The organism is Mycobacteroides sp. PCS013 (assembly GCF_049532645.1).
Lineage (GTDB): Bacteria > Actinomycetota > Actinomycetes > Mycobacteriales > Mycobacteriaceae > Mycobacterium > Mycobacterium gwanakae.
On sequence record NZ_CP150131.1, the window covers coordinates 1,570,836 to 1,597,766 of the forward strand.

At 63.2% G+C, this 26,931-nt stretch carries 23 protein-coding genes; 9 read left to right on the forward strand and 14 right to left on the reverse strand.

From position 1 onward, the window contains the following. Nucleotides 1-125 precede the first annotated feature (125 nt). From RHO23_RS07625 to RHO23_RS07640, 4 genes are all read right to left on the reverse strand, one after another. Complete coding sequence (locus RHO23_RS07625; RefSeq protein ID WP_423488879.1) at nucleotides 126-962, reverse strand: hypothetical protein; 837 nt, start codon at nucleotides 960-962, stop codon at nucleotides 126-128. Then, complete coding sequence (locus RHO23_RS07630; protein ID WP_064408789.1) at nucleotides 952-2,694, reverse strand: diflavin oxidoreductase; 1,743 nt, start codon at nucleotides 2,692-2,694, stop codon at nucleotides 952-954. Before RHO23_RS07630 ends, RHO23_RS07625 begins: the two co-directional genes overlap by 11 nt. A 7-nt stretch (nucleotides 2,695-2,701) precedes the next feature. Next, nucleotides 2,702-8,119, reverse strand: coding sequence for a glutamate synthase-related protein (locus RHO23_RS07635; RefSeq protein WP_423489191.1), 5,418 nt, complete (start codon nucleotides 8,117-8,119; stop codon nucleotides 2,702-2,704). A 287-nt stretch (nucleotides 8,120-8,406) separates the two neighbouring features. Continuing rightward, nucleotides 8,407-8,739, reverse strand: a complete 333-nt coding sequence (locus tag RHO23_RS07640; RefSeq protein ID WP_057967759.1) for a hemophore-related protein — start codon at nucleotides 8,737-8,739, stop codon at nucleotides 8,407-8,409. 290 nt (nucleotides 8,740-9,029) lie between these two features. On the opposite strand from RHO23_RS07640, the gene RHO23_RS07645 reads away from it, so the two are divergent. Next, nucleotides 9,030-9,914 (forward strand): universal stress protein, encoded by an 885-nt coding sequence (locus tag RHO23_RS07645; protein WP_070940976.1) that lies wholly within the window; start codon nucleotides 9,030-9,032, stop codon nucleotides 9,912-9,914. A gap of 9 nt (nucleotides 9,915-9,923) precedes the next feature. Then, nucleotides 9,924-10,472: a DUF1802 family protein gene (locus tag RHO23_RS07650; RefSeq protein WP_070940977.1), complete on the forward strand. Its 549-nt coding sequence runs from the start codon at nucleotides 9,924-9,926 to the stop codon at nucleotides 10,470-10,472. Here RHO23_RS07650 and RHO23_RS07655 read toward each other — a convergent pair. Continuing rightward, nucleotides 10,442-11,218, reverse strand: a complete 777-nt coding sequence (locus RHO23_RS07655; protein ID WP_070940978.1) for a hypothetical protein — start codon at nucleotides 11,216-11,218, stop codon at nucleotides 10,442-10,444. The two genes, RHO23_RS07650 and RHO23_RS07655, sit on opposite strands and share 31 nt — an antisense overlap. A 135-nt stretch (nucleotides 11,219-11,353) precedes the next feature. Here RHO23_RS07655 and RHO23_RS07660 point away from each other — a divergent pair, with 135 nt between their 5' ends. Beyond that, a complete protein-coding gene (locus RHO23_RS07660; protein WP_423488880.1) occupies nucleotides 11,354-12,970 on the forward strand; it encodes a diflavin oxidoreductase in 1,617 nt (538 codons plus the stop codon). 4 nt (nucleotides 12,971-12,974) lie between these two features. On the opposite strand, the gene RHO23_RS07665 is transcribed toward RHO23_RS07660, so the two are convergent. The 4 genes from RHO23_RS07665 to RHO23_RS07680 all read right to left on the reverse strand — a co-directional run bounded on the left by RHO23_RS07665 (nucleotide 12,975) and on the right by RHO23_RS07680 (nucleotide 15,386). Next, entirely contained in the window at nucleotides 12,975-13,340 is a 366-nt protein-coding gene (locus RHO23_RS07665; RefSeq protein WP_070919895.1) for an RNA-binding S4 domain-containing protein, read from the reverse strand. A gap of 44 nt (nucleotides 13,341-13,384) precedes the next feature. After that, on the reverse strand, nucleotides 13,385-14,191 hold the full coding sequence (locus RHO23_RS07670) for an aminoglycoside 6-adenylyltransferase (protein WP_070940980.1): 807 nt from the start codon (nucleotides 14,189-14,191) through the stop codon (nucleotides 13,385-13,387). Between the two features lie 85 nt (nucleotides 14,192-14,276). Continuing rightward, complete coding sequence (locus RHO23_RS07675; RefSeq protein ID WP_057967782.1) at nucleotides 14,277-14,552, reverse strand: hypothetical protein; 276 nt, start codon at nucleotides 14,550-14,552, stop codon at nucleotides 14,277-14,279. A gap of 207 nt (nucleotides 14,553-14,759) precedes the next feature. After that, nucleotides 14,760-15,386: a TetR/AcrR family transcriptional regulator gene (locus tag RHO23_RS07680; RefSeq protein WP_044105676.1), complete on the reverse strand. Its 627-nt coding sequence runs from the start codon at nucleotides 15,384-15,386 to the stop codon at nucleotides 14,760-14,762. A gap of 124 nt (nucleotides 15,387-15,510) precedes the next feature. On the opposite strand from RHO23_RS07680, the gene RHO23_RS07685 reads away from it, so the two are divergent. Both RHO23_RS07685 and RHO23_RS07690 read left to right on the forward strand, forming a co-directional pair. Continuing rightward, entirely contained in the window at nucleotides 15,511-16,740 is a 1,230-nt protein-coding gene (locus RHO23_RS07685) for an acyl-CoA dehydrogenase family protein (protein ID WP_070941153.1), read from the forward strand. A gap of 21 nt (nucleotides 16,741-16,761) precedes the next feature. After that, nucleotides 16,762-17,901, forward strand: a complete 1,140-nt coding sequence (locus RHO23_RS07690) for an acyl-CoA dehydrogenase family protein (RefSeq protein WP_070940981.1) — start codon at nucleotides 16,762-16,764, stop codon at nucleotides 17,899-17,901. Nucleotides 17,902-17,903: 2 nt separating this feature from the next. Here the strand turns inward: RHO23_RS07690 and RHO23_RS07695 are convergent, their stop codons facing one another. From RHO23_RS07695 to RHO23_RS07705, 3 genes are read right to left on the reverse strand one after another with little or no spacing between them, the layout of a single operon-like run. Next, a complete protein-coding gene (locus tag RHO23_RS07695; RefSeq protein WP_423488881.1) occupies nucleotides 17,904-18,521 on the reverse strand; it encodes a DUF1345 domain-containing protein in 618 nt (205 codons plus the stop codon). A 58-nt stretch (nucleotides 18,522-18,579) separates the two neighbouring features. Beyond that, nucleotides 18,580-19,992, reverse strand: coding sequence for an Hsp70 family protein (locus tag RHO23_RS07700; protein WP_423488882.1), 1,413 nt, complete (start codon nucleotides 19,990-19,992; stop codon nucleotides 18,580-18,582). A 57-nt stretch (nucleotides 19,993-20,049) separates the two neighbouring features. Then, on the reverse strand, nucleotides 20,050-21,051 hold the full coding sequence (locus RHO23_RS07705) for an alpha/beta fold hydrolase (protein ID WP_101312771.1): 1,002 nt from the start codon (nucleotides 21,049-21,051) through the stop codon (nucleotides 20,050-20,052). 67 nt (nucleotides 21,052-21,118) lie between these two features. Between RHO23_RS07705 and RHO23_RS07710 the strand changes: the two genes are divergently transcribed. Both RHO23_RS07710 and RHO23_RS07715 read left to right on the forward strand, forming a co-directional pair. Beyond that, nucleotides 21,119-21,631, forward strand: a complete 513-nt coding sequence (locus RHO23_RS07710) for a hypothetical protein (protein ID WP_064408805.1) — start codon at nucleotides 21,119-21,121, stop codon at nucleotides 21,629-21,631. 23 nt (nucleotides 21,632-21,654) lie between these two features. Beyond that, the gene (locus RHO23_RS07715) at nucleotides 21,655-21,891 is read left to right on the forward strand and encodes a YdeI/OmpD-associated family protein (RefSeq protein WP_030097861.1); all 237 of its coding nucleotides are present in this window, start codon (nucleotides 21,655-21,657) and stop codon (nucleotides 21,889-21,891) included. Between the two features lie 9 nt (nucleotides 21,892-21,900). On the opposite strand, the gene RHO23_RS07720 is transcribed toward RHO23_RS07715, so the two are convergent. Next, on the reverse strand, nucleotides 21,901-22,548 hold the full coding sequence (locus RHO23_RS07720; RefSeq protein ID WP_423488883.1) for a TetR/AcrR family transcriptional regulator: 648 nt from the start codon (nucleotides 22,546-22,548) through the stop codon (nucleotides 21,901-21,903). An 88-nt stretch (nucleotides 22,549-22,636) separates the two neighbouring features. On the opposite strand from RHO23_RS07720, the gene RHO23_RS07725 reads away from it, so the two are divergent. Then, nucleotides 22,637-23,875: an oxygenase MpaB family protein gene (locus RHO23_RS07725; protein ID WP_423488884.1), complete on the forward strand. Its 1,239-nt coding sequence runs from the start codon at nucleotides 22,637-22,639 to the stop codon at nucleotides 23,873-23,875. Here the strand turns inward: RHO23_RS07725 and RHO23_RS07730 are convergent. Next, complete coding sequence (locus RHO23_RS07730; RefSeq protein WP_423488885.1) at nucleotides 23,872-26,265, reverse strand: phosphoketolase family protein; 2,394 nt, start codon at nucleotides 26,263-26,265, stop codon at nucleotides 23,872-23,874. The genes RHO23_RS07725 and RHO23_RS07730 overlap by 4 nt on opposite strands. A 108-nt stretch (nucleotides 26,266-26,373) precedes the next feature. Here RHO23_RS07730 and RHO23_RS07735 point away from each other — a divergent pair, with 108 nt between their 5' ends. Beyond that, nucleotides 26,374-26,889, forward strand: coding sequence for a flavin reductase family protein (locus RHO23_RS07735; protein ID WP_423488886.1), 516 nt, complete (start codon nucleotides 26,374-26,376; stop codon nucleotides 26,887-26,889). Nucleotides 26,890-26,931: the final 42 nt, after the last annotated feature.

Below are 26,931 nucleotides of genomic sequence, written 5' to 3' on the forward strand. Positions count from 1 at the left end.
GCGCACACGCTAGGGCCGCACAATTTCCCGGACGCTGCCCCCAATTCACCGGGACATCTCAATCTGTTCACACTTCGCCGGCTATCCGCCGTGAGATGAGTGCCGAACCGCGAGGCGGGTGGAGGTCAGGCGGCGTCCGGCAACGAAGCGATCATGTGTTCCCACGCCTGATGAAGCCGGGCCGTGATCGGACCGGTTTGCGTGATGGTCGTGACGCACCGATGGCTGTGGTCGTAGAGCTCGACCGACGATGTCAGGCCCTGAGTACCGTGCGCATGTGTCACCCAGGACTCGGCGATGAACACCGGATCCATGGCGTACCTCGAGGCTCCGAAGATGACGGCGATATGTGCGCCGGCCTGTTCGACCATCGCGGCGTGGCCACGGTGCAGCTGCACGCAGCCGCCACCGGGAACCGCGATCGTGAACGGCATGTCCACGTCCACGATGTGAGCCAGCAGATGGGGGATGACCTGCGAATCGATCTTGCGGGCGCCGGTGAACGGAAGCACGCGGTAACGCCCGGGGGTGAGTGCGTCGAGGTGGGTGAGCTGATCGGTGTCATGCCAATTGACGTCGGACCAATCGGTGACGGGGAACGCTTCGGGGGCCGCTGCCGGTGCCAGCTCGAGGGCGCTGATCGTCAGCCGGTCCGAAAGCGGGGTCAGGTAGGCGCGGTGCGTGCCGGTCTCGGCGACCATCGTCAGCGCTCGCGGTGCCAGGAAGGCATCGCGGAGGAGTGCAGGGTTGAGCCGCAGGGCGATGTACTCGTCGTCGCAGCACAGTGCCTCGCCGGGAAAGGCGGGTTCCAGGTACTCGCCGGTGTGGCTGATCAGGGCGGCATCGTTGGCGGTCACGGCCACCACCGTGCCAAGGGCGGGGAGTGCTTCGGCAATGGCGTTGGGCCCCGCCACGATTCGTCGGGCGGGGCAGTGTTCGCAGCGCCGGCCGTCAGTACACATCGCGGACGTACCGCTTTTCCCGCTTGAGGGTGTTGACGTATTCGGACGCCTCATCGGAGCTGAATCCGCCGTGCTCACCGACGATCTCGTGCAGCGCCTTGTCCACATCCTTGGCCATGCGCGTGGCATCGCCACACACGTAGAAGTGCCCGCCATCTTGGAGCCATGCGAACAGATCCTGGCCATGCTCGCGCATCCGCGTCTGCACGTAGATCTTCTCTGCCTGATCACGCGAGAAGGCCAGGTCGAGCCGGGTGAGAAGGCCGGAGGTGTGCCACCCGTCGAGCTCGTGCTCGTAGATGTAGTCGTGTTCACGGTGCTGGTCACCGAAGAACAGCCAGTTGCGGCCGCTGGCGCCGCGCTGCTCACGTTCCTGCAGGAACGCGCGGAACGGCGCCACGCCGGTGCCGGGGCCGACCATGATCATCGGCGCATCGTCATCACTCGGGACCCGGAAGGACTTGTTGGGTTGCAAGAAGATACGGGCATTACTGCCACGATCTGCCAAGAAGGTGGAACACACCCCGCCGCGTTCACGGCCCAGGCTCTGGTACCGCACGCTGGCGACCGTCAAATGGATGCGCTCTGGGTGAGCCAGTGAGCTGGAAGAGATCGAGTAGGCGCGGTGCTGCAGCGGTTTGAGCAGTCCCATGAACTCTTCCAGGCTCAGTGCATCCCCGCCGATGCGCAGGATGTCAAGGATGTCCTTGCCGTACAGCCAGGTATCCAGCACCTCCTTGACCCCGCCCCGGAGTGCATGCGAGAACTCCTCGCTCTCCGCGCGGCTTTCCACCTCGCTCAGCAAGTCTCGCGACGGGGCGCTGATCTCGTAGCGGGTGCCCAGCAGTTCACCCAGGGGCTCACCGTCTACCAGGGTCTCTGTAGAGACACGGAAGTGATCCGCGATCGCACCTACCAGTGCCGGATCGTTCTCCGCGATGACCGCGAGTGCGTCGCCCGCCTCGTAGGTGATCCCGCTGTCCGCGAGCGCGAACTCGAAGTGCCGGATCTCCTTGTCAGAGCCCGCGCGTGAGAGCAGCCGGTTGACCCGTACCTCCGCGGGGAACGGATTCTTGCGGGTCCATCCGGAGCGCACCACGGTGCTCGGCGGGGGAGTTCCAGGGGTGCCGCTGGCCCCAGCCAGGGTGACCAGGCTCGCGACCGCGCCCTGGACCCATTCCGCGGCCTGCGCCTCGTAGTCGATGTCGCAGTCGGCACGACCGACCACCCGACTCGCACCGAGTTGTTCGAGACGGGTGTCGATGAGCTTGCCGGCCTGGCAGAAACCGTCGTAACTGGTGTCGCCGAGGGCGAGCACACCGTAGGACACCCCTTCGAGACGGGGTGCCAGTGTTGAAGACAGTGCTTCCCAGAACAGTTCGGCGTTATCGGGCATCTCGCCCTCGCCATAGGTGGACGTGACGATGAGGACGTATTTCAGTCCGGCGAACTGATCGAGCGCTATCTCCTCGAGGCCGCTGACCGTCACGTCGAATCCCTGAGCCTTGGCCGCGGCGGCAGCGTCGCCCGCGACGATTTCGGCATTACCGGTCTGGGTGCCGTACAGGATGCGCAGCGGCGGGCGGGGAGCTTCCAGGTCCCCGGAGGCCGCCGGCGGTGGCGCTGCCAGGTTCATGGCGAGACGGGAGTGCAGCCCCGCCAGGAAGCCGGAGAGCCAGGCGCGCTGGTCCTCGTTGAATGGGGCGTCTTCGGGAATGTAGGCGATCTTCATGGCTTCTTCACGTGGTCTGGAGGGACGGTCCGGACAGGGCGACAACAGGTAACGCTTGATGTGCGAACAGTTCTTCGAAGGAAGGCAGACGGCCGATCTTGTCCCGGTTTTTGTTGCTCTGGTACAGGATCCAGCCGTAGGTTCCCGGGCTGTCCATGGACAAGACGTTGCGTTGGCTCAGCGCCTCCTTGTAATCGTTGAGGCGCTTGTCCGCGATCAGCACGGCCAGGTCCTCATCGCTATGCCCGTCGATCGCCTCACGTGCATACTTCTGCAGCTTCTGGATTAAGAAGAAGTCCTCGGTGAGTACGAGATTGCGCACTGCCTTGCCGATCCGGGGGTCGGTGACGTCCGTGACGTTCGGCATCCTGGACAGCGCGAGCTGCTGGGCCATATTCAGCACCGTGTAGGTGTTCAGCAGCGCGTACATCCCTTCGGTATCGGTGTCGCCGTATGCGGGCACCGATCCTTCGAGGACATCGCGCTGGCTGCGGTAGGACAGCTTGAACTTGTGTACTTGGTAGCCGGCCAGGGCGGCGGCCAATTCGTCCAGCAGTTCCTTGCGTGTCTTGCCTTGCAGAATGGCGTCGGAATCCTGGTACTGCAACAGCGCCCGCGACATCGTGTAGACCAGGTGCTCTCGGGTGCTCTGCCAATCATCAAGCAGGGCTTGGCCTCTGACTGACCCGGTGGCCGCCACATGCCATTGCAGCAGGATGCGGGCTGCGGCCTCGTGGAACGGGGCATCGGTCACGGGCAGTACCAGCACCGAGTCGCTGCTGACCTTCGAGGGCAGTTCGCCGTGCGGGTCGTACTGGTACAGGAAGCCGCCGCTCATCCCGTTCGCCACGCCCTTGCCGAATCCGCCGATGTTGAGCACGGCACCATTGGTCATGTATTCACAAAGGAATTCGCCGACGCCCTCGACCACTGCCGTTGCACCCGAGTTCCGAACCGCGAATCGGTCCCCGGCCTGGCCTTCTACGAACAGGCGTCCCCCCGAAGCACCGAAGAGGGCGAAGTTTCCGATCAGGACGTTGCCGCCCGGCGCCTCCGAACCACCGCCGGGTGAGCGCACGGTGATCGTGCCGCCGCAGGCGCTCTTACCGACTCCATCGTTGCAGGTGCCCGTGTGCATCAGCATCATGCCGTCGTTGCAGAACACGCCGTAGCTCTGGCCTGCCGAGCCCGTTGTGGTGATCGAGACGCTCTCGGGTAGCAAGTAACGACGGCCACGTTCGTCAACGGCGACCGCGGATCCTTCTGCCCCTTGATAGTTGAGCATCCGCTCGATATCGATCGCGAGCTGTCCGCCGACGCTCTTGTTCTGGTTGGTCAGCTGTCTGGGTGGCGGTACCGTGCCGTCGAGGTCGAGCTGCTCGCTGAACGCATCGTCCACCGAGTAGTCCTTCTCCATGTACACCGGATTCTGGACGACGAATTCCTCTGCCACGGCAAGCATGCGGCGCAGATCGAGGGTGCCGATGCTCGACGGGTGATCCAGCAGATGCAGGAGGTCGCTGCGACCACGCGCTTCACGCAGCGTCCGCAGGCCGAGCGTCGCCAGTAGCTCCCGCACTTCGTGCGCGATGTTCAGCAGATACTGGGCAAGTGCCCGAGGGTCACCTTCGAAGAGCTCGGCGTTGGTCGTCAGCCCGGCCGGACATTTGATGTTGCAGTTCTTGGCCATGACGCACTTGAGCATCATCAGGGCGGTGGTCCCGAACTCGAAACTGTCCGCCCCCAGCAGCGCTGACTTGATGACGTCGCTGGCGGTCTGATGCGCGCCCGAGCAGCGGAGCACAACCTTCTGCCGGATTCCATTGGCGCACAAAGCCTGATGCACCTCGGCCACACCGATTTCCGCCGAGCGGCCCGCATACTTGAGGCTTGTCACGGCCGCCGCGCCAGTGCCACCGGTGTTGCCCGCGACATTGATGACATCGGCGCCGGCCTTGGCAACACCCACGGCAATAGTGCCGATGCCCTCCGAAGAAACCAGTTTCACGATCACCCGGACACGGGCTGCCTTGCAATCGTGGATCAGCTGCGCGAGGTCCTCGATCGAGTACGTGTCGTGATGGGGCGGAGGAGAGACGAGTTCGACACCCGGAGTTCCTCCGCGCGCCGCGGCGATCTGGACGGTTACCTTCGGCGCTGGAAGCTGGCCGCCTTCACCGGGTTTGGCGCCCTGCCCGATCTTGATCTCCAGCTCCTGGAGCATCGGGTCGGCAAGGTATCCCGCCCACACTCCGAAGCGCCCGGAGGCGAACTGCTTGATACGGGAGCCGCGAATGGTGCCGTAACGGCTGATGTGTTCGCCGCCCTCGCCGCAGTTGGAGAGTCCACCAACCAAGTTGGTTCCGTGGGCCACGGCCTCGTGCGCCGGCGCCACCAACGCGCCGTGGCTCATGGCTCCCGATGTCAGCGTGGGGGTGATTTCACTGGCCGGTTGCACTGAGGACAGGGAAACCGAATCCGGAGCCGTCCTGATCTTCGTCAGGTAGCTCGCCGCTTGGCCGGTCGCCTTCAGATGCAGCTCGTCGCCGATGATCTCCTGGCTGGTGATGTCAGCGCCGAACCGGACCCGAAGCGAGGCTGCCAGCGCCGCGAGCCGCTCGTGGGTGTGTGAGAGTCGCAGCACGAACTTGCCATCGGATTCCCGGCAGGACAGGCCACGCACCTGAAAGTCGTTGTTTCCGAACCGGGCGAATTGCCCCATTTCCCTGCGGAACTCGTTGGCGGTACGCACGAAATTCACATCGGCGGGCAGCGCCAGCACGTCTCGAAGCGCCGCCGGGCGCCGGGTGCGTTCCGTGTTCATAGCCCGGACAAAACTGCGGTAGCCCGGGGTGATATCGAAACTATCGACAGCGCGCGTGGGCAGCTCGTCAAAGCTGTTGTTGCGGTAGGCGCCGTCGTCCAGCCCGAACGCACCCTCGAGTTGGTGCAGTGGCAGCAGCCTCAGGTAGGTCGGGTCGGCCATGTCGGGGTTTTCCGGGCGCGCTTCGTCCCCGAACGAGATGGCTTCCTCGGTCATGTCGACGAATCCGCGTACCGCCGTGGTGCCGTACGAGTGGCCCGCGCCCTCGGCTCGCTCCTTGAACAGCCCCAGCAGCGGAACGTCTTTCTCGCCGGTCACCGCCAGTGCACGCGCATGCCAGTCGGCGACAGCCGTTGCGAGAGTGGAGAAACCGACACCGGCGACCGGTGACACGACATTGGGGAAGTACCTGTGCAACACCGGATCAGAGGTATCGAGGTAGTTCGGTTCGAAGAACTCGCCGCCGATGTAACTCTCGACGGTACATAGGCCCACGCGGCCCATCGTCTTCATCAGTGACTTCTCGGCCGCCTTGGCGAAATGTTTGAACGCCTTGTCGGCATCGGCCCCGTACTTCTCCTCGGCCCGCATCTGCACGGCCAGCGGGTACACCGCCGACGCGCCGAATCCCAGCACGGCGGCCACGTGGTGCGAGGAACACAGTTGTCCGCTCTCGGCGATCAACGAAACACGCAGCCGCAGGCCCTCTTCGATCAGCCGCTGATTGATGGCGGAGATGACGATGATGAGGGGCATTGCCGCGCGATCACTGGAGACATGGCGGTCGGAGATCACCGCAATGCCGCCGGACTCCCGCGCGAATTGCTCTACCGCATCGCATAGTTCATCGATGGCCTGCACGATCCGATCGGCGTTTGATGCCGGGTCGGAGAGCTCGATGCGATAGCGCATCCCGAAACGCCGGACCGGGGTGCCCTGCTGCTCGCGGATCTTGAGCATGTCGAGATGGGTCAGGATGGGGGAGGGGACCACGATCTGCGGTGCGGGCTGAGCCCCGCTGTTGGGCTTTGCGCCGAGCGCAACACGCAAGGTCATTCCATCCGCCTCGCGGATGGAATCCAGTGGTGGGTTGGTCACCTGGGCGAACCGCTGCGAGAAGTATTTCGCAACGCCACCTTCCTGATTGGAGAGGGCGTTGATGGCTGCGCCGTAGCCCATCGCGGAAATCTTCTCCTGACCGGTCGCCAGCATCGGATCCATCAGGAACTTGAAGCTTTCCTGGTTGAGTGAGTACGCCACGTATCGCTGGTGACGGTCGAGGTCGCCGTCGTATCGTGCCGGCGAGCCCTGGCCCGCCGGGGGCACGTGGGGTAGGTCCGCGATGTTCACGCGGGCCTGCGCCAGCATGGTGGGGTAATCATGGCGCGCGGCAAGCTTTTCGAGAGCCTCGATGGTTCCGTAGGAACGGCCTTCGGCATGGTCGTAGTAGCGCATGCCGCCGGCCTCGATGCGGCCGCGCTCGATCACAGTGTCGGGGTCAAAGTAGATCTGTCCTGCCTCGGACATCACTCCGAGGTACTCGGCGGTCTCGACCGTGCGTAGTGGTCTGAGCCCAAGCCGGTCCAGGCGCGCACCGATGATGTTGCCGTCCCCGAAGATCAGCGCGGCGGGGCCGTCGTTCTTCTCCTCGTAGAGGCTGAAGTATTCGAGCATCGCCGTCACACCGGGCGAGAGTGTTGTGTCGTTCTCCCATGCGGGCGGCATCATCGCAACGACGGCGGTGACGAGGTCGAGATCGTCCTCAAGCACCCGGCTTTGCAGGGTTTGATCCAGTCGGCAACTGTCCGATTGCCCCACCGGGCGAATAATGGCCCGGTTACGGGCCAGTGCGATCGCATTCTCGGACAAGCGATTCTTCTTGTCCGTGTTGAGCTCACCGTTGTGCGCCATCAGCCGGAACGGCTGAGCCATGGTCGCATTCGGTGCGGTGTTGGTGGAGAACCTGGTGTGGAAGAACATCGAGTGCACTTCCATCCGCGGATCGGACAGGTCGCTGAAGTACGGCACCACTTCGTTGGAGTTCAGGCGCCCTTTGAGGACTTGAGTGTGCGTGCTGAGCGAGAGTGGGTAGAGCCCAAGCAGTTCCGGGCGCGTGTAGGCCACGGCCTCGATCGCCATGAGCGCCTCATGTGTCTTGCGCTCGGAATCTGAACGGAATATCCATTGCCGAATCGGCAGCTGGTATTTCACGGCGGCAGGGCGAATCGCCCCGTTGTCCACCGGCACATCCCGTGTGAGCAGGATAGTGAATCCCTGTGCCCGCAGGGCCTGTTCGATGACCGACTCGGCCTCGGGGTGGAATGCCGGATCGGTGGGCAAGAAGAAGTTGCCCACCCCGAACTCGCCCGGCAGCAAGTCGGGATCGCCGGTCAGTTCGGAGAAGAAGCGCAAGGACAGGTCCATGTTCACGCCGGCGCCGTCACCAACGCCCTCGGAAGACATTCCTCCTCGGTGCGGCACGGCGCAGAGTGCCTCATGGAGCTTGCGCACGACATCGTGTGTCTGGATGCCGTCTTTACGGGTCAGGAAGCCGACACCGCAGCTATTTTTCTCCTGGCTCTGGTCATACAGCCCGTTCAGCCGATTCTCCTCACCCAGCGCCGCGCACGGCGTATCCAGCGTGTGACGTTGGGTTTCTCGTTCGTTGAGCGAACCCGCCCTGACCAGCGCTCGGCATGGTCGCGACCTGGCAGACGCCGGTTCCCCGGCCTCCTGGGGTCAGTTAAACCAAGCCTAGCCTAAGTCGATGAGGTCTGATAGTCGGCGGGATATACGTCACACCGAGGATCAGGCCTAGCAAGCGTGCCGACGCTTCGATGGACCGGCCGCCACTTCCCATTATGGGGCAGCGGCGGGAAAATCGCCGCTCAGTAGTTATTGCAGGAGTTGGCGACCTGGTTGATCAGGACGGTGTACTCCTGAACGGCCGGCATGCCCCGTACCTCGTTGACCATCTGCTGGCGCTTCACCTTGGGCGACGCCACGAACTGCTGCAGCCAGGCACCGGCGATCGGATTCGCGTTCACCTGCTGTGCCGCCGCGGGCGACTGCTCGTTCAGTGCCGCCATGATCTGCGGGTATGTGCATGTGGTGTTGACGATGGCGGTCACATCCGGGTCGGCGGACGCGATTCCACCGCCTGCAACCAGCGACAATGCCATCGCGCCAGAACCAACAATCAACTTCGCCGTCAAGGGCATTCTCGTCTACCTTCCACCAGTTCCCCCGACGTCCATATCGACGGTCGGCGAGATTCCGTTACGCACAACGCTAGCAGGATCACGAGAGTCCTTAGTCATGCTATCTACCGGCTGGTGAGCTCCAAATGGAAGCTCTGCCAACACGAATGACACGTCGATGACGTGATGAAGCCCACTTTTGTATGGCCGAAAGTCACTGGCAGTAGGGATTTTGGCCCATGGCTGCCGCGCCGGGCGGTCAATAGTGTCGGGGAGGAGGAGCAGAGCCGCCCTATCGCATCGGAGGAGCCATGACCACCACGACACCCAACCCCCACATTCTTGTCGGTGTCGACGGATCGACATCGGCGCTCCATGCCCTGACGTGGGCAGGTGCCGAGGCCCAGCAGCGGAATCTGCCGCTGACGCTGGTGCACGCCGTCGATCACAGCAGCTTCGGGCAGGGCTACAACCTGGGGGCGTCGGCGAGCTTCTTTGATCACCTGGACACCGATGGCGCCGAGTTCCTCAGTCAGGCCAAGGACCATGTCTACGCACTGTTCCCGAATGTCGAAGTGTCCACGGTCAAGGCGACGGGTAAGCCCGTCGCGATCCTCGTGGAGTTGTCCCGAAACGCTGTCATGACGGTGCTCGGGTCCAGCGGGCTCGGCGGATTCACCGGCATGATGGCCGGCTCGGTATCGGTATCGCTGACCGCGAAGGGGCACAGCCCGGTTGTCGTGGTGAGAGAAGCGGCGGGACCTGCAGGGCCGGTTGTCGTGGGAGTCGCCGATTCCGATTCCAGCGACGGCGCGCTTGCGTGGGCGTTCGAGGAGGCCTCGATGCGACACGCCGAGCTGGTGGCGGTGCATGTCTGGAACAACATTCCGCCGGGGTACGTCTACGCCTACACCGCGTGGAGCGCCGTCGATTCGACCACAGAGGAACGGCGCCAGGAACAGATTCTTGCCGAGCGTCTATCCGGCTGGCAGGAGAAGCATCCGGACGTACCGGTCCGGCGCGTTCTCGCGATCGGGCATCCCGCCGACGTCCTGCTCCGCGCATCCGAGGGCGCGCAGTTGATCGTCACAGGAAGCCGCGGCCGCGGTGACGTCGCGGGATTCTTCCTCGGATCCACCAGCCATGCGCTGATTCACAAGGCTGCTTGCCCGGTGCTGGTGACACCGCGGCCGTAGTCTCGACATGTGACTACCGCGCTGAAGGAATGGAGCGCGGCTGTGCATGCGCTGCTCGACGGCCGACAGCAGATTCTGCTGCGCAAGGGCGGAATTCACGAGAAGCGTTTCACGCTTGCCGATTCCCGGTTCCTGCTCTTCCCGACGATCGTGCATGGCCACGCCGAACGGGTGCGACCCGAACACCATGACGTACTCGAGCGTGCCGCCGCCGATAGCACCGAAACCGACGTAGTGGTGCGAGCCGGGGCCGAGGTTGTCGCCGCAATCGAGGTCACTCGGCCCGAGGCGCTCGAAGAGATTGCGTCGCTGCATATCTGGACAGCCGAATCCATTCGTGAGGACCGCGTGGATTTCCGGCCCAAACACCGGCTGACAGTCTTGGTGGTGCGTGCGTACCCGTTGGTCACGCCTGTGAGAATTCCCCGTGACAACGGGCATGTCGGCTGCACCAGCTGGGTGCAGCTCGAGGTCAACCCGCGATGGGGCACACCGGTGCACACGGAAGGAACACTCGCCGAGGTCGCTCAGCGGGTCCGCGAGTCTGTAGGTGGGTGAGGGAGCTCGGGGGTTGGTGTCCCACCGATAGCGTCGAGCCATCGCCGGCGTACCGGACCCCACCGGCGGTCGAACACCAGGGCCCGCTGTCGCGCTCGTTCGAGCTTCTCCGGCGAGTAGCGCCACCGCGCCCACGGGGATGTCGGGCGGGCCAGGCGAACCGCCGCCCACCAGGCGATGGGGGCGATGAAAATGCCGATCATCGCGGTGGGGTACTTGCCTTTGAGGGCGGTGAGTGCCACCAGCCCCAGGTGTACCAGCAGCAGCATCACCGCGACCCCGCGAGCGATAGCGATGACGCCGGTCAGGCCATCCACATTCAGCGGCGAGACACCGACCGCGGCCAGACCGATGCAGGCGGTGGCAAGCGTGACCATATCGACCGAAAGCTGACCTTCGTTGGACCAGTAGACGTCCTCCAGATGGAAGATCATCGCGAACTCGTCGAGCACCAGCGATGCGCCGATCCCCACCAGTAGACCGGCGAGGTATGTCCACACCGACAACGGCGGCGAGCCGAGTGCCGTGAACCCTCCGACGATCAACAGGATCACGCCCGGCACGGAATGGTGGATGTGGACGCCGCCACCGGAGATGTTGTGAAACGGGCCCCGCCCGTCACGGATGAGCCGGGTAATCGTGCGCGTCACCACGAAGGTCACCACGAACGCCACGAAGCCGAGTAGCAGGGGACCTTTGTAACCGTCCACCACGTCGTACTGCCACCAGGTATCCAGCCAGGCCACCTTCGGATGTTAGCCGGTCAGAGGTGCGGTACCGGGAAAAGAGAGGGGGAGATCCCCACGGCGTTGCGCGTCAAAGTAAGGTCGCCCTCACCCAGCGCTGGGGAGCAGCCCCGCGCGCGCGAGTGAGGGAGTGCTGTGACCGCCCAGCCGGATTTTTCGTTGATCGTCGGCTATGGCACCGATATGGGCAACGCCGAGGACGCTGCGATGTCGTTCTCCGAGGCCCTGGAAGAGGCCACCGGAATCAAATCCGAGGCGATCGAGCTCAACCAGATTGATGTCGCGGACTTGCAGTCGGCATCGCATTTCGTCGCGGTGGTGTCGACATTCGGCGATGGCGAGTTCACCGACAACGCACTGCTTTTCTGGGAGGCGATCAGCGCCGAGGCGGCAGGCCGGCTGGAGCACCTGAGTTACGCGGTGCTGGCGCTGGGTGACAGCAGTTACGAGTTCTTCTGCAACGCGGGTCTGCTGCTCGATCAACGTTTGGAGGCGCTCGGCGCGGTGAAGCTCACCGACCGCGTCGATGTGGACGGGCCGTATCTGCAGCCCTCGAAGGAATGGACCACCGACCTCGTCAAGCGCCTGTCCGCGGGCCAGAGCGATGCCTCCACGCCGGCAGCCGTGACCGAGACCCCCACACAGCCCAAACGCGACCGCAACGAACCTGTCGAGGCCCGATTGCTCGTCAACCGGCTGCTCACCACCACCGAATCCGACAAAGAAGTGCGCCACTATGAAGTGGACCTCACTGGCTCCGGAATCTCCTATGAGGCAGGTGATTCGATTGCCGTGCACGCGAGCAACGACCCCGCCCTTGTCGCGGCGATACTTGCCGAACTCGGCGTAGACGCCGATCATCGGGTGACCGGTCACGACGAGCCCCTTGGTGAGCTGCTCTCAGATCACCTGGAGATCCGTACTCCCTCACGCACCCTTCGCAGTCTGGTGGCTACCCGAACAGATGACACTGACGCTGTCGCGGCCCTGGGCGGCGATGTCGTGCCCGCGCCGGGTTCCTGGTTGTACGGGAAAGACGTCCTCGATCTGATCAGGTTGGGGGAGTTGACTGTTGACGAGCTAGTGGACAACCTGCGGCCGCTTCAGTTCCGCGACTACTCCATCGCCTCGAGTCCTCTCATCCATCCCGACAGCGTGCACTTGACCGTGGCGACCATCCGGTACACCGATGCCGAACGCACCTATGGCGGAGTGGCATCGACCTTCCTGGCAGAACGTGGACAGACGATGCGGGTGCATCTGCGCCCCAACCACACGTTCCGGCTACCGGCGGCCGACGTACCCATCATCATGGTCGGTCCGGGCACCGGTATCGCTCCGTTCCGCGGTTTCCTGCAGGAGCGGCAGGCCACGGGCGCCTCGGGGCGTTCATGGCTGTTCTTCGGGGACCGGCGTCGCGCCGCTAGTTTCCTCTATGGGGAGGAACTACAGGGCTTCGTGGATTCGGGCGCGCTGACCCGCCTCGATCTCGCGTTCTCCCGTGACGGGGCTGAGGGGGAACCGAAACGGTATGTCCAGCACTGCATGTCGGAGAACGCGACGGAGTTGTTCGCCTGGTTGCAGGATGGTGCGTACCTGTATGTGTGTGGCGACGCCGACCATATGGCCAAGGACGTAGACGCCACCTTGCATGAGATCGTTGCTCGCTGCGGGGGGATGGACGCCACTGGTGCCCATGCGTACGTCAACGATCTCATCAAGAACCATCGGTACGTGCGCGACGTTTACTGACGGTTCATTCCCGACCCGCAAGCCACTTGTCGAGCACTCGCCGGTCCCGTTTGGTCGGCCGCCCGGCACCACGATCACGCGCGGCGACCAGTACCTGTGGGACAGCGGGCTGTGCAGGTGTTCGGTCGAGATAGCAGGTCACCGCATCGACGGCGCCAACCCGTTTCTGGATTACCCGCACCACCTTCACGACTCGCGTGGTGTCACCGACCCGAGCGCGAACCTCGTCGCCGGGGGACACGGTCGTCGACGGCTTCGCCGGTCGATCGTTGATTCGCACATGTCCGCCTCGGCATGCCGCGGCGGCGTCCGGCCTGGTTTTTGTCAACCGGACCGCCCACAGCCAACGATCGACGCGGGAGGATTCCATGCCCTCCATCATGAGGTGTCCTGGTGCCGAACTTCCACAACCTTCTAGACGCGCAGTGACAGGATCCGCTCGATCTCGCGCTGCAGCCGTTCGTGATCGAACGGTGGGAAGCCGAGGGCGGTGGCCGTGCGCGCGGATAGGCGTGCGAACAGGTCAACCGTCCGTCGCAAGGCGTCGAGGGTGTCGACAGCATCGAAATGGCCCCAGCACCCGTTGAGCTCCTCGCGGATGTCCGAGTCCATCCAGCTGCTCATCCGGGAGCCGAGATATCTGGTGTCATGAGCGGTGCCATGTCTCGCGGTGTGATCCCACTCGATGACCCGCAGCAGTTCCTCCTTGAGGTCCTGGTCACGTAGCTTGGCCGACCAGAGTTCCTCGCGCACTATCGCTTTCGCACACATCAACGCTGCGGCGTAACCCCAGTGCAGACACTCCTCGAACTCCTCCTCGTCCGGTAGCGCACCCTCGGGCGCGCCCACCGACTCCGGGCCCGGCGCGAGATCGTCTTTGTCGAGAAGGACCAGAAAGGGTCTGTCGTGCCGCGCGGTGGCCAGGTCTTCGGCAGGCACCAGGGTGAAGTCGAGCTTGCCGCCTGCGTAGTAGATCAGCCGGGTCGGGTACCCAGTGTCGTCGTCTTCCAGGCGCTCGACCACGAGGACCTCGCCCAAGTCCGACCACCAAGAATCGTCGTCCGCCAGGTCATCGGGATCGGGCGCATACAGCTCGATATCGCGATCCGATAGGACGTGATCATCCCCGTTGGCCCCGGATCCGGTGACAATGACCGCCCGGACGGCGTCTGTCTCAGCGGCCCACGCGACCAACTTCTCAAGCACCTCACCGTAATTCACGCCTACATCCTTGGCTCGCGGAGCCGCTGTTCTCAAGAGCTTTTCCGCGTGTCTGGCAGGTGTGCCCGGCGCGTCGCGTAGCCCGCTAGCCGGCGTTGTTCTTATTGGTGCCGTCCGGCACGAACGGGTTCACACCGGGTGGCGTCAACGGATTGGCGCCGTCGTAGGTCGGCTGATGGGCGCCTTGCTGGTACTCGATGTCACCCGGCGCCAGACACGGGTCAAACTCGGTGGCGCTGACACTGGGCTGGTTCGCGTAACACACCGGTGGGGGTTCCGGTGCAGCCGCCGCGGCCGGCGCCCCGATCAGTGTCACGATCCCGAGGGTCATTGCCGAACCCACTGCCGTCAACACGTTCATATCCATGCCTCTCTGCACGTCGAAAACCCAGCAAATCTGTCCCGCCGCGTTTCGCGGCATGCCAATTCATGGCTATCTATGCATATATCAGTTTCAGAGGAACTGTCTACATCAGGCAGGGGAAAATCAGGAAGCTCTCATGGCGAGCTCAGTTAATACTCAGAATACCGTCGCCGGGTACGGGTATTGGACCGATCCAGGGGCTATTCAGAGTTGCGCGGAGCGTTCGGGACCGTGGGCGAGCAGCATCTCGACGAGCTGCTCGATCAGCTCGTCCTCACCGACCGCGACGTCCTGATGCAGCCACGCCGCGACGGCCTGGCCCACGCCCCCGATGATGAAATGGGCCAGCACGGGCAGGTTGCCCTGATCGTCGCGACGGAACCAGTCGCGTAGGTGCTGGGCGAACAGCGAGACGAACATCGCGGTGGCTTCGAACCTCTTGCGGACCAGTACCGGGTTGACCTGGCTGGGGCTGTACAGCAGCTGTCCGATGCGCCGGTCGGCGTTGATGACGCGCACCACGCTGGTGATACCTGCTCTGACCTGCAGGCGCGGTGGTGCCGCGGCCACTTCGGCCTCGACCGTCGAGGCAAGCCCCTCAACTGCCCAATCGAAGATCGCGACGGCGAATTCGTCCTTGTCGGCAAAGCTTTCGTAGAAATAGCGTTGCGCCAGGCCGGATCGCTGACATACCGCGCGCAGGGTGAGGTCGCCGGGTCCTTCCGGGGCGCCGAGGATGTCCAGCCCCGCCTCCAGCAGCTGCTGCCGACGCCGGGCCAGGCGTTCGTCGGCAGGTAGGCCGCTGTAGGAGCGACCGGCGGGGGATGACACCCGACCAGTCTTGCAGGAGCCGGTGTTGCCCGGGGAGCCGACGCGCATTAATCTGAATGCGCTTGCATCCAGATTAATGCTATTCATCGCCTTCACATCACCGACTCGACGCAACGGAGTGCACATGGACCTGGCCTTCTCGGCAGAGGAAGAACAATTCCGCACCGAGGTTCGGGAGTTCCTGGAAGAGAGCCTCACGGAGGACCTGCGTTCGGCCGGGCGCCTGCAAACGAGTGTGTACAGCGACCATGAGGCGAGCCTGCAATGGCAGGCGATCCTGCATGAGAAGGGGTGGGCCGCGCCGGCCTGGCCGGTGAAGTACGGTGGTCAGCCCTGGACCGTTGCGCAGCATTACATCTTCGCGGTCGAGTCGATGATCGCCGGGGCGCCGGCCCTGTCGCCCATGGGTATTCGGATGGTTGCGCACGCTATCGTCAAGTTCGGCACCCAGGAGCAGAAAGACTTCTTCCTGCCCCGCATCCTGACTGGCGAGGTGTTCTTCTGTCAGGGATACAGCGAACCGGAATCCGGCTCGGACCTGGCGTCGTTGCAGATGTCGGCCGTCGCCGATGGTGACGACTTCATCCTCAACGGCTCCAAGATCTGGACAACCCATGCACGCGAGGCGAATTGGATGTTTGCCCTCGTTCGCACCACCAAAGGCCCAAAGAAGCAGCTCGGTATCACCTTCATCCTCATCGACTTCACCTCGCCCGGAATCGACGTCAAGCCACTGGTGATGAGCTCGGGGGAGGAGGTGCAGAACGTTGTCTTCTTCGACAACGTGCGAGTGCCCAAAGCGAATGTCCTCGGTGAGATCGACGAGGGGTGGACTGTCGCGAAGTATCTTCTCGAGTTCGAGCGCGGTGGTGGGGCAGTGGCACCCATGCTGCAGGTGGGTCTCGATCAGTTGACCGCTGCAGCCCAATCAGTACCCACCGAGAACGGCACCCTGGCAGCAGATCCCTTGTTCCGCGCCAAGCTTGCCGACCTCGCGATTCGTGTCGACGTGTTGGAAGTTCTTGAGCACCGCGTGCTCGCGGTTGTCGCCGGTGGCGGTAACCCCGGCACGGCCTCGTCGATGCTGAAAATCCTTGGCACCGAACTTTCTCAAGCGTTGACCACGCTCACGCTGGAGGCCGCCGGTCCACGTGGTCGTGTGTATCAGCCCCATGTCACGAAGCCGGGCGGCCCGGTGGTCGAGTACACCCCTCCCGCCGATGGGTACCACAGCGGTGAGCTATGGCAGGCGGTGGCACCGCTGCACTATTTCAATGATCGGGCTGGATCAATTTACGCCGGTTCCAACGAGATTCAACGCAACATCCTCGCCAAGGCCCAGCTGGGTCTCTGACAGACAAGAGCGAACATCACCATGGATTTCAACCTGACCGACGAACAGCAACTCCTCAAGAACTCTGTCTCGGACTTCCTGTCCAACCGCTATGCCCTGGACACCAGCCGACGTGCGGCGCGCTCGGATGTCGGCTGGCAGCCACAGGTGTGGAAGTCCTTCGCCGAGGAACTCGGCATCCTCGCCGCGCCACTGCCTGAGGAGCGCGGTGGTTTGGGTGGCGGCGCGGAGGAAGTTCTTGTCATCGCCGAGGTGCTCGGGCAGCATCTGGTGGTCGAGCCATTCATCGGCACCGTGGTTCTTGGTGGCGGGCTGCTGCGGCGCTCGAGCACTGACCTTGCCGCAGAACTCGTTGGCGGAATCGCGTCCGGCGATGTTGTCACCGGATTTGCGGCCCTGGAACCAACTTCTGGCCAGGCATTCCATTCCGTGCGGACCACCGCGCGCCGTGATGGACAGCACTGGGTGCTCGACGGGCAAAAGATCGTGGTCAGTGACGCACCGATCGCGACCCATCTGATCATCACCGCGCGGACCTCCGGTGATGCGGCCGACACCGCGGGTCTCACACTATTCGCGATACCGTTCGATCCCGCCGATCCGCCATCGGGGATCGACGTACACCACTACCGGACGATCGATGACCATCACGCCAGCGATCTGGTGATATCCGGCCTGCGCGTGCCGGATTCGGCGCGTATCTCGGAGGTGGACGAGGCGTGGCCCCTGATCGATGCCGCACTCGACGAGGCCACAGCCGCCACCGTGGCCGAGGCGGTGGGGATGCTGCGCAAGGTCCTTTCCGACACCGTCGAATACACCAAGCAGCGTCAGCAGTTTGGCGTGGCGATCTCTAATTTCCAAGCGCTGCAACACCGCATGGTGAATATGCATATCGAGGTCGAGCAGGCGGTCGCGGCCTCGTACCTGGCCTCGCTCAATCTCGACGGCGCACGCCGTACCCGGGCGGTGTCGGCCGCCAAGGCGACCATCGCGCGTGCGGCCAGGCTGGTGGGACAGGAGGCGGTTCAGCTGCACGGCGGCATGGGTATGACCGAGGAACTCGCCATCGGACATTACTTCAAGCGTCTCACCGTGATTGAGTCGGAATTCGGCAACCGTGACTTCCACACCACGCGGTATCAGCACGCACGCGGCTAAATCTATCCGACGAGATTGATCACCAGATTGATCGTGCACGCGATGATTACCGTGCCGTAGACGTAGCTGAAAAGACAGTGTTTCAAGACAACGTCGCGGATGTGCGACTCGGTGACGGCGGTGTCAGAGACCTGATATGTCATGCCGAGATTGAACGAGAAGTAGTAGAAGTCGACGTAGCGTGGCGGCACGGTGGAATTGAAGTCGATTCCACCGGGGATGTCCTGGTAGTAGATTCGGGCATACCGAGCGGCGTAGATCGTGTGCAGCATCGCCCACACGGTCAGTATCGCTCCTATGCACAGGCCCGCGTAGATGCCCTTGTCCTCGTCATTGGCAGAGATCAGAAGTATTCCGATTGCCGACAGGCTGGCCACCAGTATCAGCAGCATCGCCACATCGCCGAGCTCGTCGTCCATGTCCTCACTGCTCGCACGCGCACGCGTCTGCTCCGGATCCATGGGCCACAAGACAATCAGCGCCCACACGACACTGATGGCCGCGGCGACGATCACCACCGCGAGCAGGGCAACTTGCCAACGCTGCAACAGCGTCCACGTCAGGATGCCGGCTGCCAACCCCACCACGAGTGCGATCCAGAATCGCCTGGCGCCGGTCATGGGCTCTCCCGCTCGTGTCTTCTAGCTCGCACTGCCTGGCCTAAGCCAACATTCGCGGCTAGGGATGGGGTGTGCTGGTCGCCGTCGTCGTGGTCGACGTGCGGTTACTCGGTGACGGCGCGTCGTCGCGGTCCTGCCACGCGATGAATAGTGCGGTGAATATGGCAGCCGAGAACACTGCGGCGGCAAGAAACCACAGGAACGGTCGCTGGAACCAGCGCATCCGGTCGGTGTCACGGTAGTCGCCCGGTCCGGGGCTGAAGGTCACCTCGGGGCGAGCGGCGGTGACCGGCGTCGAGTAGTCCTGATACTCCTGCAGTTCCGGGGAAGTATCGGCTTGGGACCAGGCAAAGCTATCGGACTCGACGGTGTCGATGGGCTTGGATGCCGGGCTTTTCGCGGTTTCCTCGCCCGTCGGCACCGGCCGCATCATGGTCGCTTCGAGCGATGGTGTCTCGTCTGGTTGACCGGCCATCACGGCGGCCCCGAATGCGGCGGCGAGCTGGGGCTGTGGTGCGGCGATGATCGGGCATCGCAATCGTTCGGAAAGCTGCTGAGTCACAAGAGGAATGCCGGCGCCGCCCCCGATGGTGAGGACGGCACTGACGCCAGCGGAAGGAATGTTGTTGCGTTCCAGAGTTTCTTGGATGGTTGTGATCAACGCGGCAAGCGGGCCTCGGATCCGGTCTTCCAGCTCGCTTCGGGTGAGCCGCACATCGGCGGTGAGGCCGGGAAGCTCGACGGGAACCACGGTGGTCGTATCGGTCGACAGATGCTCCTTGGCCGCGCGACACCGTTCACGCAGGCGGGTCAAGGCACCCAACGATGCGGTGCCGTCCGGATCCTGGTCGAGGCCGGTGAGGACCTGGGCCAGGAGTTCCTGGTCGATACGTTGTCCGGAGAAGTCGCGATGACGAACAGTCTCGCCGACGGGCTCGAAATTGCTTGTGGCGTCGGCCAACGTGATGCTTGTGCCCGTTCCGCCCAGATCACAGACGACAACCACTCCGTGATCGGGGACGCGATCGCGCAGGCTCACCAATGCCGCGCGCGCATCGGGCACCAGCTTCATCGGCCGCCCGCCAGGCGCCAGGGCAGGCACTTTGTCGATGGCGGCGCGCAACGCGGCGATGGACTGCGCGCCCCAATGTGCGGGGATGGCGGCCGCGAGCGCCGGGGGAGTTTCGAAACTGGCCACCACCGCAGCGTCGGCGATCATGACCCGGATGGCTTCTGCCATGACCCAATCGGCGCTGTGCACCGATCCGTCCGCACCCACGATTCCGACGGGATCTCCGACGCGATCGACAAATCCGGTCAGGCCCAGGCCAGGCTCCTTCGGGATGCCGACCTCGGAGGGCCGATCGTCATGCAAGGCGAGCATCGATGCCCGCACGACAGGAACGCCGTCAGGGTTGCCGTCGGTGGCGACCAGCTGTGTAGCCCCGATCGACATTCCGAGTGAGTTCATTCCCTACCTGTTCGCCTGTTCGATGGTGATTCTAGGCGGGTGCCCTTCGTGGAGAACCTAAAGGGCGTTCGCATCGATGATCGCGGCGGCGAAATCCTTGGGCGCCTCCTGCGGGACGTTGTGGCCGATCCCGTCCAGGATCCGGTGGGAGTACTTGCCCGTGAACATCTTCCGGTAGGTTGCCCCGTCCTTGGCCGGCCCGTCGAAATCGCTACCGATCGTGATGGTTGGCACGCCGATGGTTGGCTTGGCCGCCAGCTTGGCCTCGAGGGCGTCGTAGCGTGGTTCGCCCTTGGCCAGCCCGAGCCGCCACCGATAGTTGTGTATGACGATGTCGACATGGTCGGGGTTGTCGAAGGCGCCGGCCGAGCGGTCATAGGTGCTGTCGTCGAAGTTCCATGTCGGTGAGGCGTTGTGCCAGATGAGCTTGTTGAAGTCGCGAGTGTTCTGCCGATATCCCCGCAGGCCACGGTCGGTGGAGAAGTAGTACTGGTACCACCAGCCAAGTTCGGCCTGTGGTGACAGTGGCTGCTGGTTGGCTTCGAGATTCACGATGATGTAACCGCTGACTGCGACCAGGGCCTTGACACGCTCGGGCCAGATGGCGGCCACAATGTCGGCGTTGCGGGCGCCCCAGTCGAAGCCGCCGAGGATGGCCGACGGGATCTTCACTGCGTCCATGAAGTCGATGACATCGCTGGCAATTGCGGCTTGTTGACCGTTGCGCACGGTGTCGGCGGACCTGAAGCGGGTACTGCCGTATCCACGCAGATAGGGGACCAGAACCCGAAATCCTTTGGCGGTCAGAAGCGGCACCACGTCCAGATAGCTGTGAATGTCATAGGGCCAACCGTGCAGCAGAATCACCGGTGGTCCATCGGGTGGCCCCTCATCGACGTACCCGACGTTGAGCGGGCCCGCGTCGATCTGTTTGAGCGCAGGGAACTGTGTGCGCGGTCGCGTCGCGTCGACTCGGGCACCGTTCGAGCATGCCCCGAGGGTCGTCGCGCCGATCGCTGCAGCGAGCGCCACTGTGGAAAATCCGCGTCTGCTGATCATGTCGGGGAGCCTAATCATCCGGTGTCGCTGACCAGCGGCTGCAGAATGACTATGCGACGATGAGCCGATGGACGCAGCCAAGCTGTTTGTCGCTGGCGTAATCGTCGCCGGTGCCACGCTAACCCTGTCGGTCCCTGCCATCGCGGATCCCGGGGTGCCCGGACCTGCGCCGGGACCCTCGACTCCGGATGCGGCGGCAGCTGCCACCGGCCCCCTGGGCCCGCCACCTCCGCCACCGGCTCAGCCCGCGGTTCCCGAGATTGCGAACCCCACCTACGGCTCGGGCTCGAGCGGCCCGTTGGGGACCATCCGCGACCTTTGGCATCAAGCCCACGACGGTCCACTCGATACGCCCGAAGGTGTCGCCGGACGGCCCGCCGGCGCGGGTCCCGCTCCGCAGCTGCCACCGGGATACATCTCGACAAATGCCCCAGAGTCCTCCAATCCTGGAAGGATCAGGGACCCGTATGCACCGGCGCCCTCGGGGCCCCCGCTGCCTCCTGGGTATACCTCGCTGAAGGATCCCGCGCCGCCCGGCTATGAGCCCGCGGCTCCGGCCCAGGGCAGCCCTGCGCCGTGAGTAAGCAGGTGCCTGGCGGGGTGGTGCACACGCTGCCCGCAGACTTACGCACCGCGCTGATCGGGAACCCCACGGCTCTGGCCCTATGGCAAGACATCACACCGCTGGGGCGCAATGAGTTCATCTGCTGGGTGGAGGATGCCAAGCAGGACGCGACGCGGGAACGCCGCATACGGCGGACCCAAGAGGAACTCGAAGAAGGAAAGCGGCGGCCGTGTTGTTGGCCCGGATGCAAGCATCGCGAGCGCACCGGTAAGTAGCCTGCAACTTCAGGCAGAGGAGATGTTGTCAACGGCCAGCGCGTGATTGGCCACCGTCAACAGGAGATCGGCACTGAGATCGATCAGCTGGTTCTTACTGATGGCAAGGTCACCGGCAAGCCAACTCGTCACGCTCTCCATGAGCGCACCGAACAACTGGACGCCCGCAAGGGTGACTCTCTGGTCCAGATCCTGCGATAAGACGCCGGCAGACATGCGGCTCGCCTGGGCGCGCATCAACGCGATGAACATGTCGCGTACCTGGGTGCGATGTTGATGTGAGCTGTGCGCGGGGGCTTCGACAAACACCACGCGGGCCTTACGTGGATCCCCGGTAAGCAGATCAATGCAGGCGCCCAACCCGGCACGTACGACCTGACGCTCGTCGGTCCCGGATGCCGCGATGGCATCGGTCATGGCTGCCAAGGTCTGCGTCGCCAGTTCATCGACCAGTGCCATGAAAATCGCGTGGCGATTCTCGAAGTGCTCATAGAAGTACCGGTCATTCAATCCCGTGGTCTGGCACAAACCCGAGACCGAGAGGCTGCTGTAGCCCTGTGAGCCCACAACTTCCAGCGAGGCGTCCAGCAGGCGCGCGCGGCGCTCGGTGCGTCGCTGATCAGCAGATATCCCACCGTAACCGCGTATGGCTGCCATGTACCCATTGTGGTGGAGTGCTTGCACAAATACAACTTCTGGTGGAGACTTCCACCAGAAGTGCCTCCGACTCCGGAAGGAACCGCTTATGGCGCCCCGTGCAGCCACCTCCGTCCCGGCCCGCCATCCTCGAGACCGCGGCAAGGTGCCCGTCATCGGCCTGCTCGCCAGGGCAATGCTGATCGGCCCGCCAACCGACACCGAATGGCGCACCATCGGCGACGCGTTGAACGTGGGGGACCAGCCGACGGACGACCTGGTCGATTGGATGTACTCGCACGGGATGGATTCCGCACGAGTGCTTTTCAACCAGGCGATGGCCGAAGGGATCCGCGGCCTCGATAATCCTCCCGAACCGCTGCGCGTCTTCTTCGAGCGCCTCGAGGCAACGCCGGATTGGGTTGATTGGGCACGAATTCGGGCCGGGCAGCAGCTCTTTCAGCGTGGCGGCCTCGACACGATCTTCCTAGCCAGAGACGTCCCATTCCTGGGCGGTTTCGCCGCGTCGGGTATCAATCGGACACTTCTTCTCACCAAGACGGGACAGAGCGGGAAAAGTGGGAGCGCTCAGCGTTTCGCCGAAACCATGCAATGGGCGCTCAGCACGATCGCCGATGACGGTCTCTTGCCGCAGGGGGCCGGTTACCAGGCGACTCTGCATGTTCGGCTGATTCATGCACTGGTGAGGCGGCATGTCCAAGCCCTACCGGAATGGCGGGGCCAGGACTGGGGCGTGCCGATCAACCAAACCGATATGGCGGCAACCATTCTCGGTGCGATCTACGTACCGGCGGTGCTATCGGTGTCGTTTGGCATCATAGCGACACCTGGCGAACTGGAAGATGTCGCGCACCTGACGCGGTATGTGGGGTGGCTCATGGGTGTCGAGGAACAATACCTTCCGGTGAGTTTCCGCGACGCGATGAAGCGGCTCTATCACTACCTGATGTCGTTGCATCGCCCCGATGAGACCAGCCGGGCAATGGCAGTGCCGATGGCCGAAGATCCGCTGCGTTGGCGTTACTCGAATCTCGAGGCTATTCGCCGTAGAATCGCATGGGCACAGCATATTTCGATTACCACGACGTACATCGGCCGGGCGCAGATGCGCAGACTCGGGCTGCCCACGTACATGCCTCCGTGGTATCCGATGCTGCGAATTCCGGTGAACCTGTTGCGTACCGGCGCGAATTTCGTGCTGCCCGGTGGCCGCCTCAGGCAGGCGCGTAACGGCTCGCGCCGGCAGTACGAGTTCATGCACGCCCTCAGTACCGAGGGCCACTCCAAGATCGGGCATTCCGCCCGTTGGATCGGGGACGCCGCCTAGAGTGGCGAGGCCGAGGGGGCACGTTCGTGTTCCCATACCCAGTCCGCGATGGCGGGATCATCGCGGCCGTGTTCTCGGGTGTATCGACGCGCTGCGATTCGGGCATCGACCATGTCCTGTCGAAGGTTCGCCGCCCGGACACCCATTCCCCCGACTCTATCGATCACATCCATGACGAGGTGGAAGCGGTCCAGGTCGTTGAGCATCACCATGTCAAATGGAGTGGTGGTGGTGCCGCGATCCTTGAACCCGCGGACGTGCATCCGGTCATGGTTGGTGTGTCGATAGGCGAGCCGATGGATCAACCACGGATAGCCGTGATAGGCGAAGATGATCGGTTTGTCCGGCGTGAAGAGTGCATTGAAATCGTTGTGCGACATGCCATGCGGATGCTCGGAATCGGGTTGTAGTCGCATGATGTCCACGACATTGATCACGCGGAATGCAAGTTCGGGCAGTCTTCGCCGGAGGATGTCGGCGGCGGCCAGAGTTTCCAGGGTGGGTACATCCCCGGCGCAGGCCAGTACGACATCCGGTTCGTTCGAGGTATTGCTTGCCCAATCCCAGATGCCTAGCCCGCGTGCGCAATGCGCCCGCGCGGTATCCATTTCCATGTAGGTCAACGCCGGCTGCTTGCCCGCCACTACGACATTGACGTAATGGCGGCTGCGAAGACAGTGATCGGTGACTGCAAGAAGAGTGTTGGCATCGGGAGGAAGATAGACGCGCACCACTTCGGGCCGCTTGTTGGCCACATGGTCGATGAAACCGGGATCCTGATGGGACGCGCCGTTATGGTCCTGGCGCCAAACATGCGAAGTTAGTAGGTAGTTCAACGAAGGGATGGCGTGCCGCCACGGGATCTGAGCACTGCTCGACAGCCATTTAACATGCTGGTTGAGCATCGAGTCGACGATGTGGGCGAAAGCTTCGTAACAATTGAATATGCCGTGTCTGCCAGTGAGCAGATATCCCTCCAGCCAGCCTTGGCAGAGGTGTTCGGAGAGTACTTCCATGACCCTGCCCGTGGGTGCCAAGTGTTCATCTGTTGACTCGGTGCGCGCCAGCCATACTTTGTCGCTGCGTTCATAGACCGCCGACAACCGGTTGGAAGCGGTTTCATCGGGCCCCATCAGACGGAAAACCGTCGGGTTACGCTCAATGACATCGCGAAGATACGAGCCCAGAACCTTTGTGGCCTCGGTGTTCGCAGTTCCGGGTCTCGCTGCGGGCACGGCGTAGCGATCGACGTCTGGCAGGTTGAGGTCACGCGCTAACAGGCCGCCGTTGGCATGTGAGTTACGCCCGATCGTCTTCGAGCCGCGAGGGGCAAGCTCGGCGACCTCTGGACGCAGCGCCCCATCGTCGTCGAAAAGCTCATTCGGACGGTAGCTCTCCATCCAGTCCGCAAGCTGAGTCAATTGCGAAGGATTGGTACGGCATTCGGAGAGTGGGACCTGATGCGACCGCCACGTCCCTTCCACGGGTAAGCCCTCAACCGTCTTCGGGCCGGTCCACCCCTTGGGTGTGCGCAGGACAATGAGCGGCCAACGGGGAAGGCATGCCGTCTGTTGCCGACGAGAATCCTGCTGAATGTCGACGATACGGTCAAAGGCCCAGTCGAATGCGGAGGCCAACTGCTGGTGAACCTCGGCGGGGTCGTCTCCGCTCACCATGCAGGGATCGTGGCCGTACCCGCTTAGTAGCGAATGGAGATCGTCCGGGGGAATTCTGTCCAGCACGGTCGGATTCGCGATCTTGTAGCCGTTCAGGTGCAGTATCGGCAAGACCGCACCATCCGTGGTCGGGTTCAGGAACTTGTTCGAGTGCCAACTGGCCGCCAAGGGGCCCGTCTCCGCTTCCCCGTCCCCGATGACGCACGCGACCACCAAATCCGGGTTGTCGAAGGCTGCTCCGTAGGCGTGGGCGAGCGCGTATCCGAGCTCGCCGCCCTCATGGATAGATCCGGGAGTCTCAGGTGCCGTATGACTGGGAATACCGCCGGGAAAAGAGAACTGCCGAAACAGCTTTCGCATACCCTCGAAGCTCTGGTCAATGTGCGCATAGAAATGGCTGTAGCTGCCATCGAGGTAGGTATTGGCAACCACGCCCGGTCCTCCGTGCCCCGGCCCGGTAACCAGCATGACGTTGGCATCCCTTTGCCGGATAACTCGATTGAGATGTGCGTAGACGATGTTGAGACCAGGGGTCGTGCCCCAGTGGCCCAGCAGGCGTGGCTTGATATGGCTAGCGGTGAGTGGTTCGCGCAGTAGGGGATTGTCCAGCAGATAGATCTGGCCGACCGACAGATAATTGGCGGCTCGCCAGTAGGAGTCTATTTGTCTGAACTCCTCATCGGTCAGCGCTGCTCTTGCTATCGCACTCGGCACAAATCACTCCGTCTCTCGTGGCCAGTCGTACGTCACCGCTTGCCTACCCGTTTCCCATAGCGCCAAACGGGTAGGACTATTAGATGTAGCCGAGGAACGGAGATGACAATGGTGAACACAGCTTCATCGGACTCCGAGGTGCAGTCAGATTTCACCAAGCTCATGGGCCAACTGGATCACCCGATGTACCTCGTGACTGTGCAGGGAATCGATGGACCTTCGGGTTGCCTGGTCGGATTTGCGACGCAGATCAGTATGAATCCGCCGCTGTTTCTTGTCGGACTGTCGGAACAGAACCACACGTGGCGGGTTTCGCAGGCGGCCAGCCATTTGACGGTCCACGTGATACCTCAGGTAGAGGGCGAGCTGGTGCGCCTTTTTGGCGAGGAGACCGGTGACAACGTTGACAAGTTCGCGAGGTGTTCCTGGCGTCTGGGTCCGCATGGCGCAGCGATACTCGACCAATCCTCGGCGTGGTTCGTGGGCGAGATCCTGGCGCGCATCAAACTCGGAGATCACGTCGGCCACGTGCTCTCACCTGTCGCCATCATGGGGCCCGATGAGTTGCATGGCTATGTAGCGTTCAGCGACGTCACGGGGCTCATTCCTGGTCATGAAGCCTGAGAAGATCGACTACTCGTGCCAAATCTCCACTCCCCGAGAAGA